This is a genomic window from Streptomyces sp. DG2A-72 (assembly GCF_030499575.1).
Lineage (GTDB): Bacteria > Actinomycetota > Actinomycetes > Streptomycetales > Streptomycetaceae > Streptomyces.
Genome location: NZ_JASTLC010000001.1, coordinates 8497738 through 8512973 on the forward strand (window position 1 = coordinate 8497738; position 15236 = coordinate 8512973).

The window sequence follows — 15236 nt, forward strand, 5'->3', positions numbered from 1 at the left end:
TATGGGAGCAGCGCAGGTGACGCGGGGAAGGATGCGCTCATGGTGGAGTGGCGACCGTTGCGAGCTGCGGTCAGGCCGGTACCCGAGCCTGTCCCCACACCCTTCGTCTGGGTGGCGGCCTTCATCGGGGCGCTGCTGACGGTGGGGGTGCTCAGCGCGGCGAACGGGCTCACCGACCCGCTGCACGCCCTGCTTGTGCTGTGCGTCCTGGCGGCGCTGCTGGGAGTGTGCGCCCGCTTCGCCGCGGCGCCGGGCACCGCCGCGGTGTGCTGGCTGTTCCTCAACGGCTTCGCGGTGCCCCCGCAGGGCGAGCTTGCGTGGCAGGGGTATCCGGACGCCGGACGGCTCGCCTTCCTGATGGTCGCGGCGTTGCTGGGTACGGTGATCGCCCGCCTCGTCAACGCCCGCGGCGCGTACCGGCGGATCACGACTGGTGGGGACCGCGACGCGCGCTCCTGAGTTCCCGGCCGTTACGAGGTGAAGTGGGCGGGCAGGTCGGGGGGTACGGGTGGACGTCCTGGCGTGCTCTTGAGGGTGAGGACCATGGTCATGCCGCCGCCGGGGGTGTCCTCGGCGACGAGGGTGCCGCCCATGGCCTCGGCGAAACCGCGGGCCACCGCGAGGCCCAGACCGACCCCGGCGCCGCGAGGCGCATCCCCGTACCGCTGGAACGGCTCGAAGATCCTCTCCTTGGCCTCGTCGGGTACACCGGGCCCGCGGTCGACGACGCGCAGCTCGACCCGGTCGCCGAGCGTGCTGGCGGAAACAAGCACCATCTCGTTCTCCGGGCCGTACTTCACGGCGTTCTCCACGACGTTGGCGACGGCCCGCTCCAGCAGCCCGGGGTCGGCCGAGACCATCGGCAGGGTTTCGGGAATCTCCAGGGCGACGGAGCCTTCGGGAACGCCGCCGAGGGCCATCGGCACCACTTCGTCCAGGTCCACGTCGCGGATCAGCGGTGTGACGGTGCCGGTCTGCAGCCGGGACATGTCCAGCAGGTTGCCCACCAGGTGGTCGAGCCGGTCGGTGCCTTCCTCGATGCTCGCCAGCAGTTCCGCCTGGTCCTCTTCGGACCATTCGATGTCGTCGGAACGCAGCGAGGTGACCGCGGCCTTGATGGTGGCCAGCGGAGTCCGCAGATCATGGCTGACGGCGGCGAGCAGCGCGGTGCGGATCCGGTTGCCCTCGGCCAGTACGCGGGCCTGCCCGGCTTCCTGCTTGAGCCGCTGGCGGTCCAGGACGACGGCGGCCTGGGCGGCGAAGGCGGCCAGCACCCGGCGGTCCTCGGCGGGCAGCACCCGCCCGGACAGGGCGAGTACGAGGTGGTCGCCGACCGGCATGTCGACGTCGGCGTCCACCGGGCGCTCGATCGGACGGGCCGCCCCGACTCTGCCCGCGCAGGTCCACGGCTCGACCTCGCCGCTCCGCTCCAGCAAGGCCACCGACTCCATGCCGAAGGTCTCCCGCACCCGCTCCAGCAGCGCCTCCAGACCGTCCTCACCCCGCAGCACGCTGCCCGCCAGGAAGGACAGGGTCTCGGACTCGGCGCGCAGCCGGGCGGCCTGGTGGGTCCGGCGGGCGGCCAGGTCCACGACCGAGGCGACCGACACACCGACCGCGAAGAAGACGACGATGGCGAGGACGTTCGCCGGATCATCGATGATCCAGGTGTGGGTGGGCGAGGTGAAGAAGTAGTTCAGCAGCAGCGAGCCGGCCGTGGCCGCGGCCAGCGCGGGCAGCAGCCCGCCGAGCAGTGCGGCCCCCACTGTCAGGGTCAGGAACAGCAGCACCTCGTTGGCGAAGCCGGGCCCGTCGTCGGCGGGCCGGGTGTTCCACACCGAGGTGAGCAGCAGGGTCAGCAGCACCGGGCCGACCACACCGACCAGCCATCCGGCGATGATGCGGGAGCGGCCGAGCCGGGCGCCGCGCGCCACCGGCAGCCCGCGTCCCTTGGCGGCCTCCTCGTGGGTGACGATGTGGACATCGAGGTCCGGCCCGGACTCGCGGGCCACCGTGGCACTCACCCCGGGCCCGAAGGCGTACTGCCAGGCGCGCCGGCGGCTGACGCCGAGCACGATCTGGGTGGCGTTGACACTCCGGGCGAAGTCCAGCAGCGCCTGCGGTACGTCGTCGCCGACGACCTGGTGAAAGGTGCCGCCCAGGTCCTCGACGAGGGTGCGCTGTACGGCGAGTTCCTTGGGCGAGGCGGAGGTCAGCCCGTCGCTGCGGGAGACGTAGACCGCCAGCACCTCGCCGCCCGCGCCCTTCTCCGCCAGCCGGGCCGCTCGCCGGATCAGGGTCCGCCCTTCAGGGCCGCCGGTCAGCCCGACGACGATCCGCTCGCGGGCCTGCCAGGTGGAGCGGATGTCGTGTTCCCCGCGGTACTGCTGCAGGTACTCGTCGACCCGGTCCGCGGTCCACAGCAGCGCCAGCTCCCGCAGCGCGGTCAGATTGCCCGGCCGGAAGTAGTTCGACAAGGCCGCGTCGACCTTGTCGGGCTTGTAGATGTTGCCGTGCGCCATCCGGCGGCGGAGCGCCTGCGGTGACATGTCGACCAGCTCTATCTGGTCGGCGCGACGGACCACCTCGTCCGGTACGGTCTCCCGCTGCCGTACGCCGGTTATCGACTCGACGACATCGCCGAGCGACTCCAGGTGCTGGATGTTGACGGTCGTGATGACGTCGATCCCGGCTTCCAGCAGCTCCTCGACGTCCTGACACCGCTTGGGGTTCCGGGAGCCGGGCACGTTGGTGTGGGCCAGCTCGTCCACCAGGGCGACGGCCGGGCGGCGCTTCAATACGGCGTCCACATCCATCTCGGTGAACACCGCGTCCCGGTACGTCAGCTCCCGGCGCGGGATCTGCTCCAGGCCGTGCAGCATCACCTCGGTACGCGGCCGGTCGTGGTGCTCCACGAAGGCCACCACACAGTCGGTGCCGCGCTCCACGCGGCGGTGCGCCTCCGACAGCATCGCGTAGGTCTTGCCGACGCCCGGCGCCGCACCGAGGTAGATCCGAAGCTTGCCGCGTGCCATGGTTCAGGGGTTCCGATCGTTCTGCGCTGGCCGGCCCGGTGATGAGGTGGCGTGGATGCGATGGGTCTGCCTCCAGTTTGCGCCGCGGGCGTGTCACGTAGACCCGCAGGTTGTCGGTGTGTGTCTCGTACGAGGGTCCCCACACCTCCTGGAGCAGATGCCTTTGGCTGCCCAGCCGCCCCGCGCCGTGCTCAGAACCTCTCTGGAAAGATCAGCGCGAGGACCAGACGGCCCAGCAAGGTCACGGCCACGACCAGCCCGACGATGTTCTCGGTGCTCACAGCCGTCCCACCCCCCGGGCAATGAGAGCCGCCAGCGCGAACACCGCGACCGTGGCGCATACGAAGGCCACATTGGCCATCGCGAGCTCCTAGACGAGATTCGGAAGGAACGGACCTCTAGAAGTAACCCGCCGCAACGCCGATTTACCCACCGTTGACACGGCTCTTACGCCCCCGGCCGCTTCCTTGACGCTTTCCTGACGCGGCCGCGCCCGACTTGCGGAGGCCCGGACGGGGCCGCTGCGGTTCCTACGCTTCTGCAACGGGGTGGTAACGCACATCGACCTCGGCAAAGGGCTGTGAGCCATGGGCGTGTCGCAGCCGGACCGGCCGGCCGCCGGGATTGTCGAAGAGCCGGATGCCGTCACCGAGCAGGACGGGTGCAATGTGCAGGTTGACTTCGTCGATCAGGCCGCGTTCGAGTAGTTGGCGGCCAATCGTCGGGGAGAGGACTTCGAGATTCTTGCCGTCGGCGGCTTCCAGGCCGATGCGTACCGCCTCGGCCACGTCGCAGTTCAGGAACGTGACACCGTCGGCGGGCGTGGCGTCTTCAGGGTGGTGGGTGAGGACGAAGATCCGGCCCTTCCAGTCCTCGCTGTAGGGCCGGGCGCCCGGGGCGCGGTCCCAGCCGTTCCGCCCGCCCAGAACCGCGCCGGTGGTCTCGATGTACTCCTCTTCCACGCCGTCGCGGCCGGTGACCCCTGTCAGCCAGTCCATGGCGTGGTTCGGGCCCGCCACGAACCCGTCCAGCGACATGCTGAAGTGAAAGAGGACCTTGCCGGCAGCCTGTTGCGGTTCGATGTTGAGCATCTGGCGCTCCTTCGCTCGTCGTGCCGGCGCGAAAGCACCCGCTACACAGGCAGACCAGACGGACGCCCCAAACTCATCGCCGCATCTCGGAGCGTTCAGGATGTGAAGAGCACGGCATCAAAGCCGAGTAAAGATTGCCGGAACAAGGCAATGTGCTTGGACTTGTCCAGGTGCGAACATGCGTTCAACCAGCACGAAGGCGTCGACGAGGGGTGGTGAACGAGGATGGCCTGGTTTCTCGGTCTGGGCATTGCGGGGGTCGTACTGCTCGTGCTGTCGCTCGTCTTCGACGGCGTCCTTGAGGGACTCTTCGACGGGGTCGACGTGCTGGACGGCCTGTTCGACGGGTGGCTGTCGCTTCCGGTCATCGCCGGGTTCGTCTCCATGCTCGGCTTCTCCGGTGCGATCGCCATGGGCGCCACCGGGCTGGGCGCCGTCGGTGCCACCGTGATCGGCGTGCCGGCCGGAGTCGGCACGGGCTGGCTCGCGTACCGCCTCAGCCGTGCCCTGATGAACGACCGGTCCGGCGCCGCCCCGCGCGACGACGACCTGGTCGGTGTTTCGGGCTCTGTAGTCACCGCCATCCCAGCGGGCGGCTACGGCGAGGTACTGGTCCACCTGGCCGGACAACCCGTGAAGCTCGCGGCGAAGAGTTCCGCCCCGGTGGCGCGGGGCGCCGAGATCTGGGTGGAGGAGACGTTGTCGCATACATCGGTCTCCGTTCGCCGGGTGGAACGCTGACCGACCGCGCCGCCTACACATCCGGCACCGAGTCGGCGGTGCCCTTTCGTTCACATGAACCCATCGATCTGCCGTCCCCTGGGAGGGCTGAGGGGAATTTGTCATGAGCCCAGTTGTCATCGCTGTGATCGGAGTCGTCGTACTCCTTGTCCTGCTAGGCCTTGTCGTGATCACCCGCTACAAGGTGGCCGGGCCCAGCGAGGCGTTCATCGTCACCGGGCGGCGCGGGAAGACGTCCACCGACCCGGAGACCGGCCGGATCTTCACCGACAACAGTGGCCAGAAGGTCGTGGTCGGCGGCGGTGTCTTCGTGGTGCCGTTCGTGCAGCAGAAGTTCACGCTCGACCTGTCCAGCCGGCACATTCCGGTCGCGGTGCGTGGCGCGGTCACCCTGCGCGGGGTGAAGGCCCATTTGGAGGGTGTGGCCATCGTCAAGGTGGGCGGCAGTGAGGACTCCATCCGCGCCGCGGCCCAGCGGTTCCTGATGCAGCAGGACGGCATCGTCGGCTTCACCCAGGAGGTGCTCTCCGGCGCGCTGCGTTCCATCGTGGGCCGGATGTCGGTGGAGGACATCATCCGGGACCGTGCCGCGTTCGCCGGGCAGGTCGCGGAGGAGGCCGAAGCGAGCCTGTCCGGGCAGGGCCTGGTGCTCGACGCCTTCCAGATCCAGGACATCACCACCGAGGGGTCTTACCTGGAGGACCTGGGCCGGCCCGAGGCCGCGCGCGCCAAGCAGGAGGCCGACATCGCGGAGGCGGTGGCCCGGCGTGCTTCCGAGCAGGCGCGACTGAAGGCCGAGGAGGAGATCGCGATCGCCCAGCGGACGTTCGCGCTGAAGCAGGCCGAGATCAAGGCTGAGACGGATCAGGCGGCTGCCCAGGCGAACGCCGCGGGTCCGCTGGCCGAGGCCGCTCGGCAGCAGGATGTGTTGAGCGAGCAGGAGAAGGTGGCCCAGCGGCAGGCCGCGTTGACCGACCGCGAGCTGGACACCAAGGTCCGCAAGCCCGCCGACGCCGCCCGCTACCAGGCCGAGCAGGAGGCCGAGGCCCGCCGTATCGCCCTGGTCAAGCAGGCAGAGGCGGATGCCCAGCGGTCCCGGCTGACCGGTGAGGGCGAGAAGGCGCACCGCGCCGCGCTCGCCGACGCGGTCCGCATCGAGGGCGAGGCCGAGGCCGCCGCCATCGGTGCCAAGGGTGCCGCCGAGGCGGAGGCCATGCAGAAGAAGGCCGACGCCTTCGCCCAGTACGGCGACGCGGCCGTGCTGCAGATGCTCGTCGAGGTGCTGCCGCAGGTGGTCGCCAAGGCGTCCGAGCCGCTCAGCGCCATCGACAAGATGACGGTCATCTCGACGGACGGCGCGAGCCAGCTGTCGCGCACCGTCGCCGACAACGTCGCCCAGGGCGTCGAACTCCTCAGCTCCACCACCGGAGTCGACCTCGCCGAGCTCCTGAAGAACATCACCCAGCGGGGCAGTGGTTCGCAGCCCGCGACCACGGCATCCGCCGAGGCCAACGGGAAGGTCGAAATCACCGGCTGACATCAGTACTGATCAGCGGAGCGAGCCCGGGCGGCCCTTGAGCTGCCCGGGCTCGTGGTCGCTGGGCGGCTTCCCGGAAGTGGAGTGCGAGCGGTGTTTCTGTGGCTCTGGCTGATCGGCTGGTCGGGATTTGCCCTGCCCCTGGCGATCGCCTCGCTGCGCGGCTGGGCGCCCAAGTCGGCCCGGCGCCGGACCACTCCGTGGGGCATGCGCGTACGGGGCGTCGCTCTGCTGGTCGTCTGGGTCGGCGGGCTGAGCGTTCCTCTGCTGCATGGAGTGGCTTGGACACCGAGGACGCCATGGAGAAGGCGACCCCACTGCGCAAGTCACTGCCGGTGACGCACACGACGACCGGGATCGGGGGCGGCCTTGGGGGCGTCGTCGGTGGGCTGTTGGTCGGTCCGCCTGCCGAGGAAGCGGGGATCGACTGACTGAGTGAGGTCGCCGTCCGCTGCGTTGGAGACGGCCCGGTCGCCGCGATCGTCGGCGTGGCGGCCCTTGTCGACTTCCGCCGTATACGGCGGTTCTTCTCCGCCCACCGGGGGCTCTGTCTACGAGGTGGCCGTTGCCGGGAGACCAGGCCGTGTCGACGGAGGGCTGGTCGCCGCCGGGAGGGTGAGGACCATGGTGAGGCCGCCGCCGGGGGTGTCCTCGGCGGTGAGGGTGCCGCCGATGGCCTCGGCGAAGCCGCGGGCGACTGCCAGGCCGAGGCCGACGCCGGTGCCGCGTGGGGCGTCGCCGTAGCGCTGGAAGGGTTCGAAGATGCGGTCCTTGGCCTCGTCCGGGACGCCCGGGCCACGGTCCACGACACGGACCTCGACCCGGTCGGCGTGGGCGCTCGCCGATACGACGACCGGCTTGCCGTCGGGGCTGTACTTGACCGCGTTCTCCACGATGTTGGCGACCGACCGCTCCAGCAGACCTTTGTCGACGGCGACCATGGGCAGGGTTTCGGGGATGTCCAGGACGACGGTCGACTCGGGGTCCGGGACGCCGCCCAGTGCCATGGGGACGACTTCGTCCACGTCGATCTCGCGGATGAGCGGGGCGAGTGTGCCGGTCTGCAGGCGGGACATGTCCAGAAGATTGCCCACGAGGTGGTCAAGGCGGTCGGCGCCCTCTTCGATGCCCTCCAGCAACTCCGCCTGGTCCTGTTCGGACCACTCGACGTCGTCCGAACGCAGGGACGTCACCGCTGCCTTGATGCCCGCCAGCGGGGTGCGCAGGTCATGGCTCACTGCGGCCAGGAGCGCGGTGCGGATGCGGTTGCCCTCGGCCAGTTCCTTGGCCTGGTCCGCCTCGGACTGCAGCCGCTGACGGTCCAGGACCACCGCGGCCTGCACGGCGAAGGCGGCGAGGACGCGGCGGTCCTCGGCGGGCAGGACCCGGCCGGACAGGGCGAGGGCCATGTGGTCGCCGACCGGCATGTCGACGTCCGCGTCCTCGGGCCGGTCGACAGGCTGTCCGGTCCCGGCGCGACCGGCGCAGGTCCATGGCTCGACGTCGCTCTCGCGCTCCAGAAGGGCGACCGACTCCATGGCGAAGGTCTCGCGGACCCGTTCCAGGAGGGCTTCCAGGCTGGTCTCGCCGCGCAGGACGTTGCCGGCCAGGAAGGAGAGGATCTCCGACTCGGCGCGCAGCCGGGCGGCCTGGTGGGTGCGGCGGGCCGCCAGGTCCACCACCGATGCCACCGAGGCCGCGACCAGGACGAAGATCGCCAGCGCGAGCATGTTCTTGGGGTCGGCGATGGTGATGCGGTGCACTGGGGGAGTGAAGAACCAGTTCAGGAGCAGCGTGCCGACCGCTGCCGAGGCCAGTGACGGAAGCAGGCCACCGAGCAGGGCGGCGCCCACGGTGAGCGTCAGGAACAGCAGCATGTTGTTGGTGAGGCCGAGGTCGGCGTCGCTGTGGGTCAGCAGCAGCGTGAGGAGTGCCGGGCCACCGATACCGGTCAGCCAGCCCCAGATGAGCCGGGACCGGCCGAGGCGCGCGCCCCGGGACACGGGCAGTCCGCGTCCCTTGCCCGCCTCGCTGTGCGTGATCAGGTGCACGTCGAGGTCGGGCCCCGAGTCCCGGGCGACCGTCGCGCCGACGCCGGGTCCGAAGACGTACTGCCATCCCTTGCGACGCGACACTCCGAGGACGATCTGGGTGGCGTTCACCCCGCGCGCGAAGTCCAGCAGCGCCACCGGGACGTTGTCGCCGACGACGTGGTGGAAGGTGCCGCCGAGGTCCTCCACCAGGGTGCGCTGGACGGCCAGTTCCTTGGGGGAGGCGGAGGTGAGCCCGTCGCTGCGGGCGATGTACACGGCCAGTACTTCGCCGCCCGCTCCCTTCTCCGCCAGCCGGGCGGCGCGGCGGATCAGGGTCCGCCCCTCCGGCCCTCCGGTGAGGCCGACCACGATGCGCTCCCGCGAACCCCAGATCTTCGACACCCGGTGCTCACTGCGGTACTGCTGCAAATATTCGTCGACCCGGTCGGCCACCCACAGCAGCGCCAACTCGCGCAGCGCGGTGAGATTGCCCGGCCGGAAGTAGTTGGACAGCGCCGCGTCGACCTTGTCCGGCTGGTAGATGTTGCCGTGCGCCATGCGCCTTCGCAGGGCCTGCGGGGACATGTCGACCAGCTCGATCTGGTCCGCCCGCCGCACCACCTCGTCCGGCACCGTCTCCTTCTGCCGTACGCCGGTTATCGACTCGACGACGTCGCCGAGCGACTCCAGGTGCTGGATGTTGACGGTCGACACGACATCGATCCCGGCCGCGAGCAACTCCTCGACGTCCTGCCACCGTTTGGCGTTGCGCGAGCCGGGGATGTTGGTGTGCGGCAGCTCGTCGACGAGGGCCACGGCGGGGGCGCGCCGCAGCACCGCGTCCACGTCCATCTCGGTGAACGTCGTGCCGCGGTACTCGATCTCCTTGCGGGGCACTTGCTCCAAGCCCTGGAGCATCACCTCGGTGCGCGGCCGGGCGTGGTGCTCCACGAAGGCGACCACGCAGTCGGTGCCCCGCTCGATGCGGCGATGGGCCTCGGACAGCATGGCGTAGGTCTTGCCGACGCCCGGTGCGGCGCCGAGGTAGATCCGGAGCTTGCCGCGTGCCATCTTCTCGTCTCTGAAGTCGTGTGCGGTCAGGAGGATCGAGAGCGCGTCATGACTCGAAGCGGTAACCCATGCCCGGCTCGGTGATGAGGTAGCGGGGGTGGGAGGGGTCCGCCTCGAGTTTCCGTCTCAACTGGGCCATGTAGACCCGAAGGTAGTTCGTCTTGGCGCTGTAGGTGGCCCCCCAGACCTCCTGGAGCAGCTGCCCTTGAGTGACCAGGCGGCCGGGGTTGCAGACCAGGATCTCCAGCAGGTGCCACTCGGTAGGGGTGAGCCGGATGTCGTGGCCGCCTTTGGTGGCCTTCTTGGCCAGCAGGTCGATGGTGAAATCGCTCGTCGTGACCATGGTCGTCTCGGGCGCCATCGGCAGCGCCTCGGTACGCCGGACGGCGGCCCGCAGCCGGGCCAGCAGCTCGTTCATGCTGAACGGCTTGGTGATGTAGTCGTCGGCGCCCGCGTCGAGGGCTTCGACCTTCTCGTCGGACGCCGTCCGGGCGGACAGGACCAGTACGGGCACCCGGGTCCAGCCGCGCAGCGCCTTGATCACCTCGACGCCGTCCATGTCGGGCAGGCCCAGATCCAGCACCACCACGTCCGGCTGGCGGGCGGCGGCCAGTCGGAGCGCGGTGGCGCCGTCCGGCGCGGCGTCCACGCCGTACTGGCGGGCCTGCATGTTGATCACGAGGGCTCGTACGAGCTGTGGATCGTCCTCCACCACCAGCACCCGGGTCATCGGTGTGCGGCCTTCCTGTCGTCGGTGGGGTCGGGGCCGTCGGGTCGGCGGCGGGAGCCGACGGAGCCGGATGCCCCGGTCCGCCGGCTCCCGGCCGCTGTCCGTGCCGCCAACGGCATCAGCGGCCGGCCAGTTCCTTGAGCGCGATGTTGAGTTCGATGACGTTGACGCGCGGCTCGCCCATGAAGCCGAGGGCGCGGCCGTCGGTGTGGTCCTTGACCAGCTTGTCGACCTGGGCGACGGTCAGCCCGTTCGCCTCCGCGACCCGCTTCACCTGGATGTCCGCGTAGTCCGGGGAGATGTCCGGGTCGATGGCGGAGGCTGAGCCGGTGACCGCGTCGACGGGCACTTCGGACTCAGGTACGCCGTTGAACTCGGCAACCTGCTTCTTCGCCGCCTTCACCGTCTTCACGAGCTCGGGGTTGCCGGCGCTGAGCTGGCCGGAACCGGTGGCCAGCGGGTCGTAGTCGCTGTTGGACGGCCGTCCCTGGAACCACTTCGGGTCCGGCTTGTCGGTGCCCTTGATGTTCCAGCTCTGGCCGATCAGCTGGGAGCCGACCTGCTTGCCGTCGACCTCGACCATCGAGCCGTTGGCCTTGTCGTGGAAGGCGAGTTGGCCGATGCCGGTGACCACGAGGGGGTAGATGACGCCGGTCACGACGGTGAGGACGAGGAGCATGCGCAGCGCCGCCCATGCCAGGCGTCCGGTGTTTGCCACGGAGTTGTTCATGGTCCTTCACCCGATTCCGGGGAACAGCGAGATGAGCAGGTCGATGAGCTTGATGCCGATGAACGGGGCGATCAGACCGCCCAGGCCGTAGATCCCCAGGTTGCGGCGGAGCATCTTGTCGGCGCTCATCGGGCGGTACCGCACGCCGCGCAGGGCGAGCGGTACCAGGGCGATGATGATCAGCGCGTTGAAGATGACCGCGGACAGGATCGCCGACTGAGGCGACGACAGGTTCATGATGTTGAGCTTGTCGAGCGACGGGTAGGCGACCGCGAACATCGCCGGGATGATCGCGAAGTACTTCGCGACGTCGTTGGCGATGGAGAACGTGGTCAACGCGCCCCGGGTGATGAGGAGTTGCTTGCCGATCTCGACGATCTCGATGAGCTTGGTCGGGTTGGAGTCGAGGTCGACCATGTTGCCGGCCTCCTTGGCGGCCGACGTACCGGTGTTCATCGCGACGCCGACGTCCGCCTGCGCGAGCGCGGGCGCGTCGTTCGTACCGTCACCGGTCATCGCGACCAGCTTGCCGCCCGCCTGCTCCCGTTTGATCAGCGCCATCTTGTCCTCGGGGGTGGCCTCCGCGAGGAAGTCGTCGACGCCCGCCTCGTCCGCGATCGCCTTGGCGGTCAGCGGGTTGTCTCCCGTGATCATGACGGTCTTGATGCCCATGCGGCGCAGTTCCTCGAACCGCTCCCGCATGCCGTCCTTGACGACGTCCTTGAGGTGGATGACGCCCAGGATCCGGGCGCCCTGGTCGTCCTGGATCGCGACCAGCAGCGGCGTACCGCCCGCCTCCGAGATGCGGCCCGCGATCTCGTCGGCGTCCTCGGCGACCGACCCGCCCTGCTCCCGCACCCAGGCGATGACCGAACCGGCCGCGCCCTTGCGGATGTTCTTGCCGTCCACGTCCACGCCCGACATGCGGGTCTGGGCGGTGAAGGCGATCCACTCGGCGTGCGCCAGCTCGCCCTGGTGGCGTTCGCGAAGCCCGTACTTCTGCTTCGCCAGTACGACGATGGAGCGGCCCTCGGGCGTCTCGTCGGCCAGCGAGGAGAGCTGGGCGGCGTCGGCGACCTCGGCCTCGGTGGTGCCGCGCACCGGCACGAACTCGGCGGCCTGACGGTTGCCGAGGGTGATGGTGCCGGTCTTGTCGAGCAGCAGCGTGGAGACGTCACCGGCGGCCTCGACCGCCCGGCCGGACATGGCGAGTACGTTGCGCTGCACCAGCCGGTCCATGCCCGCGATGCCGATCGCGGAGAGCAGTGCGCCGATCGTGGTCGGGATCAGGCACACCAGCAGCGCGGTGAGCACGATCAGCGAGGTCTGCTTGTCGGCGCCCGCGTAGACGGCGAACGGCTTCAGCGTCACGACCGCGAGCAGGAAGACGATGGTGAGCGAGGCGAGCAGGATGTTCAGCGCGATCTCGTTCGGCGTCTTCTGCCGGGCGGCGCCCTCGACCAGGTTGATCATCCGGTCGATGAAGGTCTCGCCCGGCTTCGTCGTGATCTTGATGACGATCCGGTCGGAGAGCACCTTCGTACCGCCGGTGACGGCGCTGCGGTCGCCGCCGGACTCGCGGATGACGGGCGCGGACTCGCCGGTGATCGCCGACTCGTCGACGGAGGCGACGCCCTCGACGACGTCACCGTCGCCGGGGATGATGTCGCCCGCCTCGCAGACGACGAGGTCGCCGACCTTCAACTCCGTACCCGGGACCTGCTCTTCGGTGTCCCCGACGAGCCGGCGTGCCACGGTGTCGGTCTTGGCCTTGCGCAGGGTGTCCGCCTGCGCCTTGCCGCGGCCCTCGGCGACCGCCTCGGCCAGGTTGGCGAAGACGACGGTCAGCCACAGCCAGACGGCGATGACCCAGCCGAACCAGTCGCCCGGGGTCTTGACGGCCAGCACGGTGGTGACCACCGAGCCGATGAGCACGACGAACATCACGGGGGACTTGACCATCACCCGCGGATCGAGCTTGCGGAAGGCGTCCGGCAGCGACTTGACGAGCTGCTTGGGGTCGAACAGGCCCGCGCCGACGCGGCCCTCGGCGGGCTTGTGCCCGGTCGGTACGTCCTGGTGCGGTGCCCGGGTCGGGGTAACCGTGGACATCGGGTCCTCTTGCTTCTCGGTGTGGGTGGTCATGCCGCCAGCCCCTCGGCGAGCGGGCCCAGCGCCAGGGCCGGGAAGAACGTCAGACCGGTGATGATCATGATGGCGCCGACCAACAGGCCGGTGAACAGCGGCTTTTCGGTGCGTAGGGTGCCCGCGGTGACGGGAATGGGCTTCTGTTCGGCGAGCGAACCGGCCAGCGCCAGCACGAACACCATCGGCAGGAACCGGCCCAGCGCCATGCACAGGCCCAACGTCGTGTTGAAGAACTCCGTGTTGGCGCCGAAGCCCGCGAACGCGGAGCCGTTGTTGTTGGAGGCCGACGTGTAGGCGTACAGCACCTCGGAGAAGCCGTGCGCCCCGACGTTGGTCATGGCGTCCTTGCCGTCCGGCAGGGCCATCGCCACCGCGGTGCCGATCAGGACCAGCGCGGGCGTGATGAGGATGTAGCAGGCGGCCAGCTTGATCTCGCGGGTGCCGATCTTCTTGCCCAGGTACTCGGGCGTACGGCCCACCATCAGACCGGCGAGGAACACCGCGATGATCGCCATGATCAGCATGCCGTAGAGGCCGGAACCGACGCCGCCGGGCGCGATCTCACCGAGCATCATGCCCAGCAGCAGCACACCGCCGGACAAGCCCTGGTAGGAGTCGTGGAAGGAGTTCACCGACCCGGTCGAGGTCATGGTCGTCGACACCGCGAACAGTGACGACGGGCCTTCGCCGAAGCGCTGCTCCTTGCCTTCCATCGAGCCGCCGGCGATCTGCGAGGCGGTCCCCGGGTGGGCGTACTCGATCCACGTCACCGCGACCACCGCGAGGAACCAGATGATCCCCATGGCGGCGACGATGGCGTAGCCCTGCTTGACGTTGCCGACCATCTTGCCGAAGGTGCGCGGCAGCGAGAACGGGATCACCAGCAGCAGGAAGATCTCCAGCAGGTTGGTGAAGCCGCCCGGGTTCTCGAACGGGTGCGAGCTGTTGGCGTTGAAGAAGCCGCCGCCGTTCGTCCCCAGGTCCTTGATGGCCTCCTGGGAGGCGACCGCGCCGGGGCTGATGGCCTGCTTGTCGCCGGTCAGCGTGGTGATCGTGTGAATGTCGCCGAAGTTCTGGATGGCACCGGCCGCGATGAGGATCACGGCCGCGACCACGGAGATGGGGAGCAGGATGCGGACGACGCCGCGCACCAGGTCCGCCCAGAAGTTGCCCAGGTCCCCGGTGCGGGAGCGGACGAAGCCGCGCACCAGGGCCACCGCGACGGCGATGCCGACAGCGGCGGAGACGAAGTTCTGCACGGCCAGCCCGGCGGTCTGGGTGACGTGGCTCATCGTCGCCTCACCCGAGTACGACTGCCAGTTGGTGTTGGACACGAACGACACGGCGGTGTTGAACGCCTGGTCCGGCGTGATCGGCTTGAAGCCGAGCGACAGCGGCAGCTTGTCCTGGACGCGCTGCAGCACGTACAGGAACAGCACGCTCACTGCGGAGAAGGCCAGTACTCCGCGCAGGTAGGCGGGCCAGCGCATCTCCGTGTCGGGGTTGGCGCCGACCGAGCGGTAGATCCACTTCTCGATGCGCAGGTGCTTCTTGGACGAGTAGACGGCGGCCATGTAGTCGCCGAGGGGACGGTGCACCAGGGCGAGCGCGCCGATCAGCGCGGTCACCAGGAGCACGTCAGCAAGGACGGGGCTCATGACGGCGGCTCAGAACCTCTCCGGGAAGATCAGGGCGAGGACGAGATAGCCCAGCAGGGCGACGGCCACGACCAGGCCGACAATGTTCTCGGCGGTCACAGCTTCGCCACCCCCTTGGCGACGAGAGCCACAAGCGCGAACACCGCGATCGTGGTGACGACGAAGGCCACGTTGGCCATCGCAAGCTCCTGAATGAGGTTCGGAAATCCGTAAGAGGATCGGACCGCTACAGAAAACCCGCTTCCCGGCCGGATACGGCCGCCCTTAACGGATCCCATACGGCGGCACGTCCACCTTTGACGCACCCCATACGGCGACCCGCGCCGCACTGCTCTGCTGATGCCCGCTGAGGCGCATGCCGTCTCCATTTGCGCCATTTGTACGCATCACGCGAAACCCTAACGGCCCCTTAAACCCATGCAGCGGGTCTGCCCTTCCCCCGCGGCCCCCCTCGCGGCTTAC

Annotated in this window: 14 protein-coding genes and 1 pseudogene; 4 read left to right on the top strand and 11 right to left on the bottom strand. The window is 69.3% G+C overall.

Going from position 1 to position 15236, the window contains the following annotated elements:
• Window positions 1–39: 39 nt before the first annotated feature.
• Complete coding sequence (locus tag QQY66_RS40380; protein WP_301985364.1) at window positions 40–459, top strand: hypothetical protein; 420 nt, start codon at window positions 40–42, stop codon at window positions 457–459.
• An 11-nt stretch (window positions 460–470) separates the two neighbouring features.
• Here the strand turns inward: QQY66_RS40380 and QQY66_RS40385 are convergent, their stop codons facing one another.
• The 4 genes and pseudogenes from QQY66_RS40385 to QQY66_RS40400 all read right to left on the bottom strand — a co-directional run bounded on the left by QQY66_RS40385 (window position 471) and on the right by QQY66_RS40400 (window position 4126).
• A complete protein-coding gene (locus QQY66_RS40385) occupies window positions 471–3035 on the bottom strand; it encodes a sensor histidine kinase KdpD (protein ID WP_301985365.1) in 2565 nt (854 codons plus the stop codon).
• Between the two features lie 31 nt (window positions 3036–3066).
• Window positions 3067–3216, bottom strand: a pseudogene (locus QQY66_RS40390) (winged helix-turn-helix domain-containing protein); the annotation flags it as partial.
• Window positions 3217–3226: 10 nt separating this feature from the next.
• Entirely contained in the window at window positions 3227–3316 is a 90-nt protein-coding gene (gene kdpF, locus QQY66_RS40395; RefSeq protein WP_301985366.1) for a K(+)-transporting ATPase subunit F, read from the bottom strand.
• A gap of 249 nt (window positions 3317–3565) precedes the next feature.
• Window positions 3566–4126, bottom strand: coding sequence for a dihydrofolate reductase family protein (locus QQY66_RS40400; protein WP_301985367.1), 561 nt, complete (start codon window positions 4124–4126; stop codon window positions 3566–3568).
• A gap of 225 nt (window positions 4127–4351) precedes the next feature.
• Here QQY66_RS40400 and QQY66_RS40405 point away from each other — a divergent pair, with 225 nt between their 5' ends.
• The 3 genes from QQY66_RS40405 to QQY66_RS40415 all read left to right on the top strand — a co-directional run bounded on the left by QQY66_RS40405 (window position 4352) and on the right by QQY66_RS40415 (window position 6835).
• Window positions 4352–4867 (top strand): hypothetical protein, encoded by a 516-nt coding sequence (locus QQY66_RS40405; RefSeq protein WP_301985368.1) that lies wholly within the window; start codon window positions 4352–4354, stop codon window positions 4865–4867.
• A gap of 103 nt (window positions 4868–4970) precedes the next feature.
• Window positions 4971–6404, top strand: a complete 1434-nt coding sequence (locus QQY66_RS40410) for a flotillin family protein (protein ID WP_301985369.1) — start codon at window positions 4971–4973, stop codon at window positions 6402–6404.
• 281 nt (window positions 6405–6685) lie between these two features.
• The gene (locus QQY66_RS40415) at window positions 6686–6835 is read left to right on the top strand and encodes a hypothetical protein (protein ID WP_301985371.1); all 150 of its coding nucleotides are present in this window, start codon (window positions 6686–6688) and stop codon (window positions 6833–6835) included.
• 120 nt (window positions 6836–6955) lie between these two features.
• Here the strand turns inward: QQY66_RS40415 and QQY66_RS40420 are convergent, their stop codons facing one another.
• The 7 genes from QQY66_RS40420 to QQY66_RS40450 form a co-directional block, all read right to left on the bottom strand.
• Complete coding sequence (locus QQY66_RS40420) at window positions 6956–9508, bottom strand: sensor histidine kinase KdpD (RefSeq protein WP_301985372.1); 2553 nt, start codon at window positions 9506–9508, stop codon at window positions 6956–6958.
• A gap of 46 nt (window positions 9509–9554) precedes the next feature.
• Window positions 9555–10238, bottom strand: coding sequence for a response regulator (locus QQY66_RS40425; protein WP_301985373.1), 684 nt, complete (start codon window positions 10236–10238; stop codon window positions 9555–9557).
• Window positions 10239–10356: 118 nt separating this feature from the next.
• Window positions 10357–10968: a potassium-transporting ATPase subunit KdpC gene (gene kdpC, locus QQY66_RS40430; protein ID WP_301985374.1), complete on the bottom strand. Its 612-nt coding sequence runs from the start codon at window positions 10966–10968 to the stop codon at window positions 10357–10359.
• Window positions 10969–10974: 6 nt separating this feature from the next.
• Window positions 10975–13113, bottom strand: coding sequence for a potassium-transporting ATPase subunit KdpB (kdpB, locus tag QQY66_RS40435; protein ID WP_301985375.1), 2139 nt, complete (start codon window positions 13111–13113; stop codon window positions 10975–10977).
• A complete protein-coding gene (gene kdpA, locus QQY66_RS40440; protein WP_301985376.1) occupies window positions 13110–14774 on the bottom strand; it encodes a potassium-transporting ATPase subunit KdpA in 1665 nt (554 codons plus the stop codon). Before kdpA ends, kdpB begins: the two co-directional genes overlap by 4 nt.
• A gap of 9 nt (window positions 14775–14783) precedes the next feature.
• Window positions 14784–14873 carry a K(+)-transporting ATPase subunit F gene (gene kdpF, locus QQY66_RS40445; RefSeq protein WP_016434100.1) on the bottom strand — a complete coding sequence of 30 codons (90 nt, stop codon included), beginning with the start codon at window positions 14871–14873 and terminating at the stop codon, window positions 14784–14786.
• Window positions 14870–15052 carry a hypothetical protein gene (locus tag QQY66_RS40450; RefSeq protein WP_301985379.1) on the bottom strand — a complete coding sequence of 61 codons (183 nt, stop codon included), beginning with the start codon at window positions 15050–15052 and terminating at the stop codon, window positions 14870–14872. The genes kdpF (QQY66_RS40445) and QQY66_RS40450 overlap by 4 nt, the downstream gene beginning before the upstream one ends.
• Between the last annotated feature and the right edge of the window lie 184 nt (window positions 15053–15236).